Annotated in this window: 15 protein-coding genes; 8 read left to right on the plus strand and 7 right to left on the minus strand. The window is 66.7% G+C overall.

Features of this window, described 5'->3' with window-relative positions; genetic code table 11:
* Positions 1 to 15: 15 nt before the first annotated feature.
* The 3 genes from AC1DEZ_RS08430 (at position 16) to AC1DEZ_RS08440 (ending at position 3,696) form a co-directional block, all read left to right on the plus strand.
* On the plus strand, positions 16 to 699 hold the full coding sequence (locus AC1DEZ_RS08430; RefSeq protein ID WP_476779396.1) for a FadR/GntR family transcriptional regulator: 684 nt from the start codon (positions 16 to 18) through the stop codon (positions 697 to 699).
* Positions 700 to 959: 260 nt separating this feature from the next.
* The gene (locus AC1DEZ_RS08435; protein WP_476779662.1) at positions 960 to 1,925 is read left to right on the plus strand and encodes an ABC transporter substrate-binding protein; all 966 of its coding nucleotides are present in this window, start codon (positions 960 to 962) and stop codon (positions 1,923 to 1,925) included.
* Positions 1,926 to 1,959: 34 nt separating this feature from the next.
* Positions 1,960 to 3,696 carry a cache domain-containing protein gene (locus AC1DEZ_RS08440; RefSeq protein ID WP_476779397.1) on the plus strand — a complete coding sequence of 579 codons (1,737 nt, stop codon included), beginning with the start codon at positions 1,960 to 1,962 and terminating at the stop codon, positions 3,694 to 3,696.
* Between the two features lie 6 nt (positions 3,697 to 3,702).
* Here the strand turns inward: AC1DEZ_RS08440 and AC1DEZ_RS08445 are convergent, their stop codons facing one another.
* Positions 3,703 to 4,407 (minus strand): Crp/Fnr family transcriptional regulator, encoded by a 705-nt coding sequence (locus AC1DEZ_RS08445; protein WP_441511843.1) that lies wholly within the window; start codon positions 4,405 to 4,407, stop codon positions 3,703 to 3,705.
* A gap of 156 nt (positions 4,408 to 4,563) precedes the next feature.
* On the opposite strand from AC1DEZ_RS08445, the gene AC1DEZ_RS08450 reads away from it, so the two are divergent.
* The 4 genes from AC1DEZ_RS08450 (at position 4,564) to AC1DEZ_RS08465 (ending at position 8,878) form a co-directional block, all read left to right on the plus strand.
* Entirely contained in the window at positions 4,564 to 4,812 is a 249-nt protein-coding gene (locus tag AC1DEZ_RS08450) for a hypothetical protein (protein ID WP_476779398.1), read from the plus strand.
* Between the two features lie 250 nt (positions 4,813 to 5,062).
* A complete protein-coding gene (locus tag AC1DEZ_RS08455; protein ID WP_476779399.1) occupies positions 5,063 to 6,817 on the plus strand; it encodes an adenylate/guanylate cyclase domain-containing protein in 1,755 nt (584 codons plus the stop codon).
* A 50-nt stretch (positions 6,818 to 6,867) separates the two neighbouring features.
* Entirely contained in the window at positions 6,868 to 7,872 is a 1,005-nt protein-coding gene (locus tag AC1DEZ_RS08460) for a phosphatase PAP2 family protein (protein ID WP_476779400.1), read from the plus strand.
* 10 nt (positions 7,873 to 7,882) lie between these two features.
* Positions 7,883 to 8,878, plus strand: a complete 996-nt coding sequence (locus tag AC1DEZ_RS08465) for a G1 family glutamic endopeptidase (RefSeq protein WP_476779401.1) — start codon at positions 7,883 to 7,885, stop codon at positions 8,876 to 8,878.
* Positions 8,879 to 8,916: 38 nt separating this feature from the next.
* On the opposite strand, the gene AC1DEZ_RS08470 is transcribed toward AC1DEZ_RS08465, so the two are convergent.
* Complete coding sequence (locus AC1DEZ_RS08470) at positions 8,917 to 9,870, minus strand: carbohydrate kinase family protein (RefSeq protein ID WP_476779402.1); 954 nt, start codon at positions 9,868 to 9,870, stop codon at positions 8,917 to 8,919.
* Positions 9,871 to 10,267: 397 nt separating this feature from the next.
* Between AC1DEZ_RS08470 and AC1DEZ_RS08475 the strand changes: the two genes are divergently transcribed.
* On the plus strand, positions 10,268 to 11,104 hold the full coding sequence (locus tag AC1DEZ_RS08475; RefSeq protein ID WP_476779403.1) for an alpha/beta fold hydrolase: 837 nt from the start codon (positions 10,268 to 10,270) through the stop codon (positions 11,102 to 11,104).
* A gap of 65 nt (positions 11,105 to 11,169) precedes the next feature.
* Here the strand turns inward: AC1DEZ_RS08475 and AC1DEZ_RS08480 are convergent, their stop codons facing one another.
* The 5 genes from AC1DEZ_RS08480 to AC1DEZ_RS08500 form a co-directional block, all read right to left on the minus strand.
* Positions 11,170 to 12,948 carry an ABC transporter ATP-binding protein/permease gene (locus tag AC1DEZ_RS08480; protein WP_476779404.1) on the minus strand — a complete coding sequence of 593 codons (1,779 nt, stop codon included), beginning with the start codon at positions 12,946 to 12,948 and terminating at the stop codon, positions 11,170 to 11,172.
* 504 nt (positions 12,949 to 13,452) lie between these two features.
* Positions 13,453 to 14,142, minus strand: a complete 690-nt coding sequence (locus AC1DEZ_RS08485) for an ankyrin repeat domain-containing protein (protein WP_476779405.1) — start codon at positions 14,140 to 14,142, stop codon at positions 13,453 to 13,455.
* Positions 14,143 to 14,216: 74 nt separating this feature from the next.
* The gene (locus tag AC1DEZ_RS08490) at positions 14,217 to 14,708 is read right to left on the minus strand and encodes a GlcG/HbpS family heme-binding protein (protein WP_476779406.1); all 492 of its coding nucleotides are present in this window, start codon (positions 14,706 to 14,708) and stop codon (positions 14,217 to 14,219) included.
* Between the two features lie 155 nt (positions 14,709 to 14,863).
* Entirely contained in the window at positions 14,864 to 15,469 is a 606-nt protein-coding gene (locus AC1DEZ_RS08495; RefSeq protein ID WP_476779407.1) for a response regulator transcription factor, read from the minus strand.
* Positions 15,466 to 17,019, minus strand: coding sequence for a sensor histidine kinase (locus AC1DEZ_RS08500; RefSeq protein WP_476779408.1), 1,554 nt, complete (start codon positions 17,017 to 17,019; stop codon positions 15,466 to 15,468). Before AC1DEZ_RS08500 ends, AC1DEZ_RS08495 begins: the two co-directional genes overlap by 4 nt.
* Between the last annotated feature and the right edge of the window lie 105 nt (positions 17,020 to 17,124).

The following is a 17,124-nucleotide window of genomic DNA, read 5'->3' on the forward strand; positions in this document are numbered from 1 at the left end:
CCCACGGCGGAGACAATGAGCACCGGCAAACTCGGCGACCGCGTCTACGAATATATCCTGAGTCAGATCATCACCGGGGAGTTCGCGGTCGCGGCGCGGCTGCCCTCCGAGAGCGAGCTTGCCGAGCGCCTGGCAGTCTCCCGCCCCATCGTGCGCGAAGCGCTGGGCCGGTTGCGCGAGGACGGTCTGGTCGAATCGCGGCGCGGGTCGGGCTCCTATGTCCTGCGCAGGCCGGCGCCCGATGTCCGCAGCTTCGCGCCGATCAGCAGCATCGCCGACATCCAGCGCTGTTTCGTCTTCCGGATTGCCGTGGAGGGGGAAATCGCCGCGCTGGCAGCGAAGATGCGCGACGAAGACGGCCTTCTGAAACTGCGCCATGCCTTCATCGCGCTGGAGATCGTCAGCGAACAGCGCCGGCTCGGCGTCGAGGAAGACATCGCCTTTCACCGCGCCGTTGCCGAAACCGCCGGCAACCATTTCTTCGTGACGACGCTCAACGCCCTGCATGACCAGATCGCCACCGGGATCAATCTGAACCGCAACCTCTCGCTGATCCAGCCACGGCCGCGCCTCCTGAGCGTCCAGCGCGAGCACAAGGCGATCCTCGATGCGATCGAGCTGGGGGACGAGGCCGCCGCGCGCCGGGCCATGCAGCTCCATCTCGAAAACGCGCGCAGGCGCGTTTTCGACGGCAGCTGAACGGGAGATTGGCTCCGGCGGCCCCGCTGCGACGATGCAATATCCGCCGAACGTCATCTGCCTCTGGGGTCGCTGAGAAAGCTGCCGGGCCTGGCACGGCTTCCCGGCTTCGGGTGCCCCAACGCGACTATGCCTGTGCCGCGTGACTGCGGTAGTATCCCGCCGCTCAAGATGAATGGACGATGTCGGCAGGAGAGAGTGCCTTGCGCTTCTTGCCCTTCGCTTTGGCCGGTCTCGGCGACCGTATCAACCGGCGCCGGATGCTCGTGCTCGCCGGCGGCGCGGCGGCATGGGCCAGCGCCGCCCGCCCGCAGCAACCCGCAATGCCCTTGCTGGGCTATCTCGGCTCGGAAACCCCGGAGCGCTACGCCAGCCGCCTTGCCGCCTTCCGTGCCGGGCTGGCCGAAACCGGATTTGCCGAAGGGCACAATGTCGCAATCGATTTCCGCTGGGCGGAAGGCCAGTATCAGCGCCTGCCGGCGCTCGCGAAAGATCTGGTCGGTCGCCGGGCGAGCGTGATCGTCGCGCCCGGCGGTGCCGAGGTCGCGCTCGCTGCGAAATCGGCGACCACGACCATTCCGGTCGTGTTCGAGCTCGGTGGAGATCCCGTAGCCCTTGGGCTTGTGGACAGCCTCTCCCGGCCGAGCGGCAACCTGACCGGCGTGTCCAGCCTGAGCGTCGAAGTTTCGCGCAAGCGCCTGGAGTTCATGGCGGAGCTGCTGCCGAACGCCAGGCTCTTCGCCATCGCCGTCAACCCGGCCAGCCCGACCTCGAACTCGCAATTGGCGAACCTCAACAGTGCCGCAAGCAGCCTGGGGCTCGCCTTGCACCCGCTGACGGCGAGCACGGAACAGGAATTCGGCGCGCTCTTCGCCGGCGCGGCTCAGGCCGGCGCGGGCGGGCTCGTCTTCACCTCCGACCCCTATTTCGCCTATCGCAGCCCGCAGCTCGCCGCGCTCGCCGCCGCCCACGGGACGCCCGCGATCACGCAATCCCGCGACTTTCCCGTCGCGGGCGGGCTGATGAGCTATGGCGGCGATTTCGAGCAGTCGCACCGTCACACCGGGATCTATGCCGGCCGTATCCTGAAAGGAATGAAACCTTCGGAACTGCCGGTCCAGCGCGTTACCAAGGTCGAGATGTTCATCAACCTCAAGGCTGCGAATGCCCTGGGCCTGTCGGTCCCACCTTCGCTTCTGAGCAGCGCCGACTTCGTGATCGAATAACCCCGGCCGGTGAACCGCCGAGCGAGCCAACGCGATGTCCAACAAGCCAGCGGCGCCTCGCATATCGTTATTCTGGAAGTATTTCCTCGCCCTGTTTGCCGCCGTCGTGGTGCCGCTGCTCTTTGCCGGCAGCGTCGAAGCATGGTTCGGATATCGCGACCAGCGCACCGGGCTGAACAATATGCTCGACGCCGAGGCCAGGGGCGCCGCGGCCAAAATTCAGGATTTCATCGAAGGGATTCGCGATCAGCTCGGATGGGCGGTGCTGCTGCCCTGGCCGGAGAGCGCAGATGAGAAGCGCAGGCTCGACGCCTTTCTCGTGCTACGCCAGGTGCCGGCCATCGAAAGTCTCAGCCTGGTCGACGCAGCCGGCCGGGAAAGGCTGTTCCTGTCTCGCATCGGCCTGAACAGAATCGAGAGCGGCAGAGACCAGTCCGGGGAGCCGGCCGTTGCGGGTGCGCGCTCGCATCGTACCTGGTTCGGCCCCGTCACGTTTCAGCGCGGCTCGGAACCCTTCATGACCATCGCAGTCGCCGGAAACCGTCCAAGCGCCGGCGTGGCCATGGCCGAAGTCAACCTCAAGCTCATCTGGGACGTGATCTCGGCGATACAGGTGGGGCGTACGGGCGAAGCCTTCGTGCTCGACCGGCCGGGGCGCCTCATCGCCCACCCCGATATCAGCCTGGTCCTGCGCGCCGATGAAGCCGCGACGAAGCCATTGCGGGACCTGCGGGCCTCGATCCTGACCCGCCCGGGGGAAGCGATCGCTGGCCGGGACGTGACGGGAGGCAAGGTGCTCGCTGCGACGGCGCCGATCTCCGGCGTGGACTGGAGCGTCATCGTCAAGCAACCCGTCGTCGAGGCCTTCGGCCCGATCTACGCCGCCCTGTGGCGCACGATCGCCCTGCTCATTGCCGGTGCGGGCCTTGCCGCCATGCTCGCCTACTGGCTCTCCCGACGCATGGTCGAACCCATCATGTTGCTGGAGGAGGGCGTCGGCCGCATTGGCGCCGGACATTTCGAGCACAGGATTCACCTTGAGACGGGCGATGAGTTCGAACGGCTGGCGACCCGTTTCAACGAGATGGCGAGCGAGCTGGCGGTCTCGCAGGAGCGCTCGGAGCGCATCAACCGGCTGAAGCGCTTTCTCGCCCCGCAAGTGGCGGAACTCGTCGAACGGACCGGCGACGATCACTTGCTCGACGGGCGGCGCGTCGACGTGGTCGTCGCCTTCTGCGATCTGCGGGGATTCACCGCCTTCTCGGCGCGTGCCGAGCCCGAGACCGTCATCGGCATGCTCGGAGACTATTATTCCGCCCTGGAAACGGTGGTCGCCACCCACGGGGCCACGCTGACGAACTTCTCCGGCGATGGCGCGATGGTGCTGTTCAATGCGCCCGTGCCCTGTGATGACCCCGCACTGGGCGCTCTGGAAATGGCCAGGGACATGCAAATCGGGGTGCACGAGCTGCTGGCCAGCCGGCACAGCCTCGACCATCGCCTCGGATTCGGCGTTGGCCTTGCGATGGGCCCGGCGACCGTCGGCCGGATCGGCTCGGAAGGCCGCCTCGACTACACCGCGATCGGCAATGTCGTGAACCTCGCCTCGCGCCTGTGTTCGATCGCGGATGATTTCGAGGTTCTTTGCGACCGGGCAGCGGCCCAATCGGTAGGTTCGCGCCTGCCCCTTGTCGCGCTGGAGGCGCGGGTCCTGAAAGGATATGATCGGCCGGTCGCGATCTATTCCCTCGTCGTCGCCGGAAAAGCGTAGAGCCGCTCAGGCGCTGCCGGGGCTCGGCTTGGGCGCCGCGACCTTCGCGAGCCTGCGAAACGCCTCGATATCGAGGATCGTCAGACGTTCGCGCCCGAGCTCGATGACGCCCATCCGCTTCCAGCTCTGAAGCTGGCGGTTCACAGTCTCGCGCGTGATGCCGCTGAGCGATGCCAGTTCGTCCTGCGTCGCATGCACCTCCGTTCCGTAGTCGATCGCGAGCGTGAGGATGCGCCGGGCCAGCCTCATTGCCGCCGGCAGGAAGGTCGTCTCCTCCATGCGCTGCAGGACGTCCCGCAGCCGCGCGCAGAGAAGCTCGATGAATTGCAACGAAAGCGCAGTGTCGGTCGCGAGCAGCTTTAGAAAATCCCGGCGGGGCAGGAAGAACATCTCGGTATTTTCCATCGCGACCGCATCAGCCGTTCGCGAGCGGCCGTCGAGAAGTGCGATTTCCCCGAAGATGTCGCCGCCTCCGAGCAGGTTGACCGTCATCTGCTGCCCCAGATCATTCGTCGTGCCGATGCGGATGAGGCCACGCCGGATGGCATAGAGGCCATCGCCCGGATCGCCTTTCAGGAACAGCACCTCGCGCGCTGCGAGATGCCGTGGGCGGCAGACGAGTGCGATCTCTTCCAGCGTTCCCGGGAGCAAACCTGCGAAGAACGGGTTCACCGCCAGGAGGCTCACGATACGAAGAGGCCCGTCATTCATCTGGCGCCTCCGACATTCGGTTTTCCGGCGCAGCCTGATCCTGTGTGATCCAGCGCACAGAATCGGCGTGCCGATCGGTAGAGAACTCCGTCGCGACAGGCCGCCACGGCCGCATCCCGCGACCTCGGTGAGAGCCCGACCGAACGGAGCTCAATCGTGCACGACGCTCTGCACCTCTCTCATGCAGTCTCAAGCCTAGCAGTTCCGGCCTCGCTGCGCGACGGCGCGGCAGCAGCATCGCCGACGAGCCCGTCAGCGCGCGCCGCCGCAGGCCTGCTTCGCTGGCTGAACCCGGCCCATATCCTGTGGCGCCACGAGGCGGACCCGGCCCCCCTCGACGAACACACCTTGAGCGACATCGGGCTGTCGCGGATGGAGATGCTCTATACCGCTTCGAAGAAATAGTCGCAGGCGGACAGCCTTGCCAGCCGGCTCCGGCTGCCCCAACAGCAGGAGCTCCAGCCCGGAGACCAGATCGCGATCGTTCTGCATTGGCGGACAACCGCCGCGTTTTCGCTTCATGACCCAGACATCGGTCGGGCGACGCTTGCGGTGGACCTCGCACCACTCTCATGCCAGCATCGACAAGGCTTGATCCATCATGGTGAACCCGGCCCCTGCGGGGTCGGTTTCGGGTGTGAGAGCGTCAGCGAAGATGCAACGTCGCCTGGCCGCCATTCTCTCAGCCGACGTGGTCGGCTACATGCGCCTGAGCGAGGCGGCGGAGGAGCCGACGCATCATCGGCTGATGAGCCTGCGCGTCGGTCTGATCGATCCTTGCGTGCGCGAGCATGACGGACAGATCGTCAAGAACACCGGCGACGGATTTCTCGCCACGTTCGATAGCGCGTCCACGGCGACCCACTGCGCCCTGTCGCTCCAGCAGGCGCTCGCGGCAGCCACTACCGATCAGCCCATCTCCCTGCGGATCGCATTTCGGATGGGCATCCATCTAGCCGACGTCATTTTCGAGAATGACGATATTTTCGGAGATGGCGTCAATGTCGCCGCCCGGCTGCAATCCTATGCGGAACAAGGTGGCGTCATCGTTTCGGAAGCTGTTTTCGAGCAGCTCGACATGGCGGAGAGGGTGCTCGGCTCCGATATGGGGGAGATCTTCCTGCGCAATCACGAGCGCCCGGTGCGCGTCTTCGCCCTCCGCTCCGAGCCTGGGCCGGCTCCAGCCCGCAAGATCGGCGAAAGCCACGCCGGCGCCGATGCGCGGGCCTCCATCGCCGTTCTGCCGTTCCGCATGAACGGCACCCGATTGCTCAAGGTCTCCATCGCCGATGGCGTCGTGGACTCGATCATCCAGTCGCTGTCGGGGCTCAAGGAACTGTTCGTCATCTCGCGCGGATCGACGCTGGAATTCGGCCGGCAGCGGGCCGACCCGGTCTCTGTGGGGCGCAAGCTCGGCGTCCGCTATGTCATGGACGGCACCGTCTCGCTGTCTCACAGTCGCGTCCGCATCAGCACCGAACTCATCGCCAACGAGAACGGCGCGGTGGTCAGCGCCGATCACTACGACGGCAAGGTCAGCGAGCTGTTCGACCTCCAGGACCGCATCGCGCTGAAGCTCGTCAGAACCGTGGCGCCCCATGTCCGGGAGCGCGAGCTGCGGCGCGCCCTGCGTCAGCACCCGCAGAACATGACCGCCTACGACCTGCTGCTCCAGGCGCTCGACCTGCTCTACAAGATGGATTCCGACAGCTTTGCCCGGGCGCGCGGTCTGCTGCAGCAGGCGATGGCACTCGACCCGTCCTACGCTCCCCCCTTCACCTACACTGCGCTGTGGCATGTCTTCCGCGTCGGCGAACTCGGCTCGCCCGATCCCGATGGCGACGCGCAGGCGGCGGTCGACCGGGCGCGGGCCGCCATCGAGCGCGACGGCAACGACCCGCTCGCACTTGCGATCTACGGGCACGTCCAGGCCTTCTTCCTGCGCGATGCCGTTACGGCGCAACGCTTTCTCGACCAGGCGATCGAGGCCGGGCCAAGCGTGGCGATGGCCTGGACAATGAGCAGCGCCGCGCGCGGCTTCGTCGGCGACGGCTCGCTGGCGGTCCAGCACGGCGAGACCGGGCAGCGCCTCGCCCCCGCAGATCCCTATCGCTTCTGGCACGAGGGCATCCTGGCCCAGGCGCACTATATCAACCGCCACTATGATCAGGCGGTCGGCTGGGCGCGCAGTGCTGTTGCGCATAATCCTTCAATCCGCTTTACTTTGCGTACGCTTGCCGCCAGCCTGGTCGCAGCAGGACGACACCGGGAGGCAGCGAGCGTCGCCGATCGCCTTCTCTTGCTCCAGCCCGATTTTAGACTGACGCCTTACGCGCCGCGCTGCCCGTTCGCCCCACCTATTCTGGAGACGTGGATCGGGCACTTACGGAAGGCAGGACTGCCTGACTGAGCCGAAGCCTAACGAGTTTGCCGCAACAGCAACCGTGCGGGGTTCATGCGATGACCGGCAATACAGGCAATACAGGCAATACCGGCAACACCGGCAATACCGGAAACTCCGGCATCAGCGGCGACGACGGAAACTGGTTCGTACCCGACCGGGCCGATTTTCCGTTCTCGATGGAGTCGACCACGGCGGCTGGTGGACGGATCCGGGATCTGCAGAAATCGGTGCATATCCGCCTCGACCCGGCATCTGGGCCTTACAAGAAGATCCTTTTCATGAACGCTGCCGTCGGCGGCGAACCGGCGACATTTGCGGACCGCCATTGGGCGGCGCGCTGGTATGCCTTCCGGGGGCTGACGGAGTTCGCCGCGACGAACTGGAACACCAACCAGTTGAACGACACGCTGGCGGACATCCTGATCGGCCTTAACGGCAAGGAGGGGGCTGAAACCAGGCAGGCGCGCGAGATCAAGAACCTGCTTGCCGCCGCGCGCGACGAGCGCGCGTCGGCCCTGGGCGAAATACTCGTGCAGGATGGCGAGTTCATCTCCACCTTCATGGCGGCGCTGGCGATGACGCCGGCCTCCCATCCGCAGACCTTCCGGGTCCTGCACATCGCCAGCCTGGTCGCGTCTTTCAGTGCCCTCTACTACAAGCAGGTCTTCCAGCGCCCGCGCCCATCCTGGGAATGCCCCGCGCTGATGCCGCCGATCCCCGTACCCGGCCATTCATCCTATCCCAGCGGCCATGCCACCCAGGCGCATCTCATGGCAGCCTGCATGGCGCACATGCTGAAGATCGTGACTCCGGCACTGCCCCAGGCTGACCGGACAGCCCTGACGGAAACGCTCATGGCGCTCGCACGGCGTGTGGCGCGCAACCGCGAGATCGCCGGACTGCATTTTCCAAGCGATTCCGAAGCCGGCGCCGCAATCGCCTCCGCGGCCTTCGCGAAACTGTCGGAGCACAGCGACACCGGGCAGAGCGCGGATCATTACACGCTCAAAACATTCGGCGAGACCGTGACGAAGGCCGCCGCCGAATGGAAACCAGAGTGAGGAGGCGGCAATGGCCGACCCGCCTAACGGCGCCATCGCGCCCTATCCTTTGCCACCGGAGACCTTCGATCCCGCGGATGCGAGCGACAGGGAATTGCGGCGCTATGGCCTGCCGACCCCTGCGGAATTCAGGGCCAATCCGGCGGCGGCAGCATTTCGCCGGGCCTTCCTGCGCCGGCGCCCCAACGCTCCGCCCTTGCGGTTTCTCAGCGCGTCCAAGGCCGCCAACGTGGCCCCGCGGCTGCAAATTCTGCGCTTTGCCGCTCAAGCCGCCAGGCCGGTGCAGAAGAGCATGAACTGGTCCGGCGGCTATGTGACACCCCGTGACGGCCGCAGCTTCGTCTCCGTGATGGCGAACTGGACTGTGCCTGAGGTCTCCGCACCGCCCGGCGGAACCGCCCCGGAATACCAGAGTTCGACATGGATCGGGCTCGACGGGCAGAGGCTCTATGCGGATTCCTCTCTCCCTCAGATCGGCACGCGGCAGCGCTGGCTCACGGAACCTGTCCCTCATGCCGAGTATTCGAGCTGGTTCCAATTGTGGGCGCGGGGGCTGGATCTCCCGATTCAGGAGCTCGCACTGCCCGTCGATCCCCGTGACAAGATCAGCGCGATCATCACGGTGCGCGACGAGGCAACGGTGCGTTGTAATCTAAAGAACGTCAGCAAGGGCATCATCCTGCAGGCCTTCGACGCCTCGGTGCCGGCGGGCCTGCGCATCAGCGGCGCCACCGCCGAGTGGATCATGGAACGGCCAAGTCCGATGGGGTCGGATGGGTGGGAGCCCTATGCCTTTCCCATCTACCGGTCCTTCGCCTTTACCGGTTGCGTGGCCGAATCTGCCGAGCCGGAGAGGCCCGATCTGTGGCAGCACGACCTCGAAAGCGCGCGTCTGATCCGGATGTCCGAAATCCATCGGAATCCGACGAGCGTACGAACCATCTCAACCGCCAGTCGCGTCCTGGGGCCGCCGCAGCGCCTCGAACTGACCCGCGTCCTGCCCTGAGCGGGAATGGCGCTCGCCTGCGCGGCCGACGATGGCAGCTACGCCGGCGTCGACAGCAACGCCTCCACCTCCGCGGCGGTCGGCAAGACCGCGCCCCGGCGTGCGACCGAGAGCGCCGCCGCGGCGCTGGCATAGACCAGCAATTCGCGAACGGATGCGATATCGAGTTCAGCCAGCGCCGACGGGTGCAATCGGCCGGTTTGGGCGAGCCGCGCCAGCAGCGCCGCATGGAAGGCATCCCCGGCGCCAACCGTATCGCAAACCGTGACAGGCCGTCCGGGCACCGAGATCCGCCCGGCAGACGAGAAGGCCGTCGCGCCTCGCTCTCCCTCGGTGATGACCACCAGTTGCGCGCCGAGATCGAGCCAATAGGCGGCGGCCTCAGTGATCGTAACTTGCCCGTCCCAGCCGATCCGCACATCTTCCTCGCTGGCCTTGATCAGGTTCGCGGCGCGGTAGAAGCGCTCGGCCGCCATATGCCAGCCCGCCAGCCCGCCGAGCGCCGTCGGTCGCAAATTGGGGTCGACGCTGATGAACCGCCTGTCCTTCTCGCGCTCGGCCAGCGCGGCGAGGCTCGGCCCCACCGGCTCGGCCGCCATGGTGTAGGACCCGAAAGCCAGCGCCTCGACGGTGCCGGGCAGTTCGGAAGGCAGATCGGATGGCAGGAGAGAGCGGTCCGCGGCGCCCTCGCCATGGAAGCTGTAGCGGGGTTGGCCATTGCCGTCGGTGGCGATGACGGAGAGCGTGCTGAGCCGGTCCGTCCGTACCAGATAGCCGCAATCGACCCCTTCCCGGGCCAGCATCTCGGCCAGCAGCGAGCCGAACGCATCGCGCGAAACGCCTCCGAGAAACCCCGCTTCGATGCCGAGCCGGGCGAGGCCGATCGCGACATTGAACGGCGAACCACCGGGAACCGCTCGCGCCGGCATCTCGCCGCGATCCGGCGCACCGACGAACAGGTCGATCAGCGCCTCGCCACAGACCAGAATCATGATGTCTCCTCAAACGCGACCTGCCGCAATCTACAGCACCTTCAAGGGCGGGAAGCAGAAAGTCGACGCCATCAGCCAGACGGCACTTTCGTCTCTCTTGACGACCGCCCCCGATTGCGGCGCTGATGATCGGGTCATTCGCACACGCCTTCACGCGCTGCGCCGGAACCCCGCGGGGGGCATGGCACAGCCAGCTTTGACGCATCTCTGCCAAGTCGAGACGATAAACCACAAAAAGCCGGGCAGTCGGACAAGACGGCCCCATAATGCCGTTGCAGAGTGCAGCCTGCCGTGCGCTGCCTTCCGGCAACGGGCATCGCGACGAAATTTCGACGGAACCGATGGATTTGGCGCCGTCGCCGCAAAGACCATGTTTGGCACACCAAAGGAGACTGAAATGCCATTCGTCACAACCAAGGACGGGGTCGAGATCTTCTATAAGGATTGGGGACCGAAAGACGCCCAGGTCATCATGTTCCACCATGGCTGGCCGCTCTCTTCGGATGATTGGGACGGGCAGATGCTCTTCTTCCTGTCAAAGGGCTATCGCGTCGTCGCCCATGACCGCCGCGGCCATGGCCGCTCCGCCCAGGTCTGGGACGGGCACGACATGGATCATTATGCAGCGGATGCCTCGGCGGTCGCGCAGCATCTCGATCTCAGGAACGCGGTCCATATCGGCCACTCCACCGGCGGTGGCGAGGTTGCTCGCTATGTCGCCAGGCATGGCGAGCCGCAGGACCGCGTCGCCAAGGCGGTGCTGGTCAGCGCGGTGCCGCCTTTGATGGTCAAGACCGACAAGAACCCGGGCGGCCTGCCCATCGAGGTCTTCGACAGCTTCCGCAAGGCGCTCGCCGACAACCGGGCGCAATTCTTCCTCGACGTCCCGACAGGCCCCTTCTACGGCTTCAATCGGCCGGGTGCGAAAATCGACCAGGGCGTCATCCGGAACTGGTGGCGGCAGGGCATGGAGGGCGGTGCCAAGGCCCATTACGACGGCATCAAGGCCTTCTCCGAGACCGATCAGACGGAAGATCTCGAGGCGATCGGCGTGCCCACCCTCGTCCTGCATGGCGAGGACGACCAGATCGTGCCGATCGGCGCCGCCGCGCGCGAGTCGATCAAGCACCTGAAGAACGGCAAGCTGAAGACCTATCCAGGCTTCGGCCACGGCATGCTCACCGTGAATGCCGACGAGCTCAACGCCGACCTGCTCGCCTTCGTGCAAAGCTGACATCGCCCCCTGCGGCTGGCCAATCCCGGCCGGCCGCAGGCTCGGAAGCGCAAGCCTCGCCCACCTCAGTCTGCAGTATCTTCATTGGCCTCCCGGCGCCCCCGGAAAAGGCGCCACAGCGACCGCCCGATCGGCTTGGACGTCAGATGGGCTCCGGCCGGGCGGCGTTCGAGCGTGATCTTCTGCTCGTGATAGTCTTCGAGCCCCGGGCGGTGTCCGACGCTGATGAGCGTCGCGTCGGCCAGTTCGCTGTCGAACAGCCCCAGCAGCGCTTCCTGGCTCGCCTCGTCGAGCGCGGACGTCGCCTCATCCATCACGATGATGTCCGGCTTCTGGATCAGCAGGCGTGCGAAGGCGACCCGCTGGCGCTCTCCTCCGGAGAGAATGCGGTCCCAATCATCCTCCGCGTCGAGCCTCCTGGACAGATAGCCCAGGCCACAGCGCTGCAGCGCTCCGATCATCGTCTCCTCGTCGACGGGCCGCTCCGAAGCCGGGTAGAGCAAGATCGAACGCAGCGTTCCCCGCGGCAGATACGGCTTTTGGGGAACGAAAGCGATCGATTGCCCCGCGGGCACGCGGATCGAGCCTGATCCCCAGGGCCAGAGCCCGGCCAATGCCCGGATGAGCGTGCTCTTGCCGGAGCCGCTCTCCCCTGCAATCAGAACCTTCGCACCGCGCTCGATGGCAACAGTCGCATCCGCGACGACGACGCGGCCATTGCTGTGCGCGAGCGACAAATTCTGGATATGGATCGCCTCGTCCTCGCTCTCCCCGAGTTCGATCCGCGTATCCGCCTCCATGATCGTGCCGATATCGAGCGCCTGCAGTTCCTCGACCAGCTCGTCGACGCGCCTCACGGAGGCGAACCACTCCGCCAGCCTGACGAAGTTGTCGACGAACCAGATCAGCGCGGCCTGCACGGCGCTGAAGGCGGCCACGACCTGCACCACCGCGCCGAGGGTGACACCGCCGGCCAGATACTTGGGCGCGATAAGCAGGAGCGGCACGATCGGGAACAAGGCCCCGTTCGTATTCAGGACCAGCGCGATGATGCCTTGCTGGCGGATGATCCGGAGCCAGGCGGCGACGACGCGTCCGTAATCCTCCCCCACCGCGCTCAGTTCATCGGCATCGCCGCGGATGAGTGCGATACTCTCGGCGTTCTCGCGCAGCCGCGTCATCTCGGCCCTGAACTGGGCTTCCATCTCGTTCTTGTGCGAGACGAGGCCCACCAGCGGCCGCCCGGTCAGATAGGCTGCGAGCGACGCGATGGCGGCGTAGAGCACTGCGGCGACGGCCATATAGCTCGGGATGACGATCGTGACGGTTCCCAGCGTCACCTCGGCCGAGCCCGCGACCTGCCAGAGGATCGCTGCGAAAGTCGCCGCCGTGATGAAGGCGCTGATCAGCCCGATCGCCAGCTCGACCAGCGGCTCGATCGCGAGGCGGGCATCCTCCGCGATTCGATATTCGGGTGCGGTCAGCCTCTTGGTCAGGAAGCCGAGGCGATAATAGCGCTGGTCCGCGATCCACCAGCCCGCGACGCGCCGGGTGAGGTTCTCGCGCCAGCGCGTCTGCAGCAGCATGCGGCAGACCACCAACCCGGACACCGACAGGGCCGTGGCCACGACCAAAGGGGGCAGCCACCCTGTCGCCGCCCATACGCCCGTGACGTCCCGCTTCTCGAGCGCGTCGAAGAACAGGCGGTTCCATTTGTTGATGCCGACTGCGCTCGCCGTTTGCGCGGCAACGAAGAACAATACGGCGGCCGTCAGCCGCCAGGCCCGCCAGCGCGTATCCTGGTCGCGCCAGTAGCGCAGGGCCACCCGAAAGAACTGGCGCATGCGTGAACGTTGAGGGACAGGCGGAGCATCGGTCATCTGCTGTCCCGCCACGCGGATAATCTGGCGCACAATTCTGGGCCGCAGGGTTGGCCAGCGTGCCGCTCAAGCCCAATGCGCAAAGGGCTCATCCTTGCAGCGGCGAAGGCGAGTTCCGCTCGGCATCAGGAAACTCTCGTTATCGACACGCGCGAGGGATGTTCCGTCGAGGAGGGTGAACCGCGCGAGTCCGTCGGTGTCAGACCACACCGCGACGACATATCTGTTCCCGTCGGTATCCTGGCATCGTTCATATCGCGCCGGATTCATGCGGACATCCGAACGGCGCAATTCCATCGCTCTCGAGGGCATGTCTCACCTCTCCCACTGCCTGCTTCAACGGGAAGCCGCAGGCGGGGTTCCATCCTGGCGCGTCGGATTGCCGGTCGGTCTGGGAAACGAGAATGAGCATTGGCGGCCGCTAAACCCTGCGCTGGAGCGCAATCGGGGTCTGCGAGCGGCGCGTATTCAGCGCCTCTGCGCGCTTTCCAGCACTGCGGCCATCGCCCGATCGCCGCGCGCCCGGGCGTGCTGCAGCGGCGTGATGCCCTGCCCGTCCGCGATAGAGCGATCCGCGCCCGCGGCAAGCAGAGCGCGTGCCGTCTCGACGTGACGGGGGCCGCCATCGCCCAGCACTACCGCCTCCATCAGGGCGGTCCAGCCGAGATTGTTGACATGGTCGAGCGGCGCCCCGGCCTTGATCAGCTCGCGCACCACCTCGTCATGGCCGAGATGTGCGGCTGCGATCAGCGCCGTGCCGTCATAGCGGCTCGTGATCAGCTTGGCCGAAGCGCCGGATGCCAGCAGCGCCCTGACCATCGGCACGTCGTCACGCACCGCCGCGATCGTCAGCGCATCGTAACGCTGCTCGTCGAGCAGTCCCGGCTTGGCACCGACGGCGATCAGGAGACGCGAAGCCTCGGCCCGCCCCTGGAATGCCGCGACATGCAGAGGCGTGCGGCCATTGCCGTCGCGCGCATCGAGGTCACCCCCCGCCGCGGCCACCCGGCGGATGGTCGTGGCATCGCCCGCCGCAGCCGCCGCGTGCAAGCCGCGATAGGCGGCAAGTTCGGCCGGGCTCGGCGGCGTCTGCGCCGTCGCTTCACCGGACCCGATGGCGGCCAGAAGCGCCAGCGCGCCCAGCAACATCCTCGACATGGCGACGTTCCCCAATGGCGGGCAGGCGGCCGGCGCAGCGGCCACCTGCTTCACAATGACTGCGATCGGCCAATTCAGCGCAGCTTCGCCTGCACCTTCTCGATCCCGGCCTTGGCGCAATCCTCGTCCAGATTGGCGCCCGGGGCGCCGCCGACGCCGACCGCGCCGATCACCTCGTCGCCGACCTTGACCGGCAAGCCGCCACCGAGCAGCAGGAAGCCCTCGATCGAGGCGACATGGCGCGCCGCCCGGTTCTTCTCCGCGCCCTCGGCCATCGCCAGGGTGCCATTGCCAGCGGAAGCCGAGGTGTAGGCCTTGTCGCGGCTGGCAGCGACGGTGTGCGGACCGGCCCGGTCGGCGCGCAGCATGGCAAGGGGCACGCCGGCCCGGTCGACCACCGTGGCGGCAATGTAGAAGTTCTTGGTGGCGCAGGCCTCGACGGCGGCCTGCGCGATCTCCTGCGCGATGGCGAGCGGCATGTTGCGCTGCTGCAAAACCTGGGCGCCGGCGACGGCCGGAACGAGAGCGAGTGTGGCAGCAGCGGCGGCGAAAGCGGTCTTGAACATGGTCTCTCCGATGCGGGGCGTGGCGAGCCTGAGCTCGACGGGGCCACGCTACCGAACCGCGAAGCGAAAAAAGATCGGTACGGCGCCGGAGACCTCTCAGTAATCCTACGGAGCAAGGCGGCAATGACAGCCGCGAGAGCGAAGTTGTCGGAGCCCTACCCTTCAAGGGCGATACGAACCATCTCCGCAACCGAGCCGGCGCCGAGCTTCTCGGCAATATTGGCGCGATGGGTCTCGACCGTGCGCGGCGAAACGGCGAGCGCGCGAGCGATTTCCTTGGTCGAAAGCCCTTCGGCGATGAGATCGAGGATCTCCCGCTCGCGCTGGGTCAGCTTGGCCAGCTGTGCTTCCCGCCCGGCGCGGGCGGCGTGAACCCTGCTGCGTTCGTCGAGCTGCGCGAAGCCCGCCTCGATCGCCTCGAGCAGCACCTGCTCGTCGATCGGCTTTGTCAGGAAGTCGACGGCTCCGGCCTTGAAGGCGCGGCGACAGGCGGCGACATCGCCATGGCCGGTGACGATGACAATCGGCATGCGCTCTGCTTCGCTCGCCATGCGCTCCAGAAGTTGCAGGCCGGATGTCCCGGGCATGCGGATATCGGCGATGATGCAGCCATCCTGCCGCAGGTTCGGGCGCTCCAGGAAGGCCTGGACGCCGGCGAAGGGCTGCGCCGCGAAGCCCATGGTCCGCAGCAGCAGCGTGAGCGCATCGCGGACATCGTCGTCGTCGTCAATCAGATAGACCGTACGGGCAGCGGGCTTCATTCAGCCGCGATCCCCTGTTCCAGAGCCAGGAGCGGCAAGCGAACCGTGAACACGGCGCCCCGGCCGGCCTCGCTGCGCGCAGCGATGCGCCCGCCGGCCGACTGGACCAAACGCTCGCAGAGCGGCAGGCCGAGCCCCATGCCGCCGCTCTTGGTGGTGAAGAACGGCTCGAACAGCCGTGCCAGATCGGCCTCCGCGATGCCCGGGCCAGTATCGCTCACGGCGATCTCGACATCGCCTCCGACGAGCCGGGTCGAGAGCGTGATCTCGCGTCGTCCTCCGGCCTCGCCTGCTATCGCCTCCGCCGCGTTACGGACGAGATTGTGAACCACCTGCTCGATCGCGACCCGATCGACCCGCGCCGGCAGCGGCGAGGGGCCGAGTTCAAGGTTGAGGCCGATCCCGCGCTCCTGCAGGTCGCGCTGCGTCAGGGCAACGACATTGCGGACGATGCAGTTGAGGTCGTTCGGTTGGGGCTGCGGCTCGCGGCGCGTCACATAGGCCCGCAGCCGCTCCAGGATTTCGCCGGCCCTCAAGGCGTGCCGCACATTCGCATCGAGCACGCCGATCAGCGCGTCCGGTTGCCCCGCCGCGGAGCGCATGAGCCGCAGGCCGGCCTGGCTCTGGCTGAGGATCGCCGTCAGCGGCTGCGTGATCTCATGAGCGATGCCGGACGCCATCTCGCCGACCGTGTTCACCCGCATCGCATGGGCGAGTCGCGCATCCTGCTGATGCAGGCGCATCGCTTCGCGCGCCCGCTGGCTGGCGCGCTTTTCGCGCAGAACCGCAAGCAGCAGCAGCACTGCGAGCCCGGAGGCCAGCGGCCAGCCGATCAGCAGGATCGGCGGCAGGATCTCGGCCACGGCCGGCCGCCGCTCCAGGGACAGGACCATGGGCTGCGAGCGGCTTCCCAACGCCCGCTCATAGGTGAGTTCGGGCAGACCCGTACCGGGCGGACGTTCACGTCCTTGGCTGACGATCCTGGCTCCGGAGCTATCGTGCAGCGCGAGCACGGTCTCCTCCGGCAAGCCGCCTTCCGGTTCGGCCATGCGTGTGGCGTCGATGACGAGCACCAGCGCCCGCGGCTCCGAGCCGTTGTCCGGGATGCGCTTGACGAGCGCATAGAAAGGCTTCCCTCCCCGGCTGGGCAGCGTCCCGGTGTGGCCCGGCGCAAGCTCCCGGATGCGCGCCGCAAGCGCGAGCGGATCGAAGTCCTTGAGATTCTCCGCAGCTTTCCCCTCGAGCCCGTCGGGGGGAGCTCCTGATCCTGCCAGCTCGACCGCCGCGATCCGCGGATAGAAGCGTTGCATCGCCTCCACGACGGCGCGCCACGTGCCGGAATCCGCGGTCGAACTCGCCAGCACCGCCGCGAGGCTGGTGAGATGCGCGTCATGCTGCTCGGCGCGCTGCGAGAGGACGCGATGCAGCGTCGCTCCCTCGCGGTGGAGCGCGTCGCTTGCCCGTGTGAATTCGATCGCGGCCCCCAGCCCGAGGCCGATGAGCGCAAGCGGAACCCACAGCAGCAGGAATGTGGCGAGTCGGGACTTCAAGGGCGCAATCCGGTTCGCGCCCAGCCTACCGTGCCGGCCCCGCGCCGTCACTCCGCACCGTCAAGGGATTTGGCGCGGAAGGTCCTTGCGGCGGCAACCGCAGCT

It is taken from the genome of Allobosea sp. 10L422, from assembly GCF_056395345.1.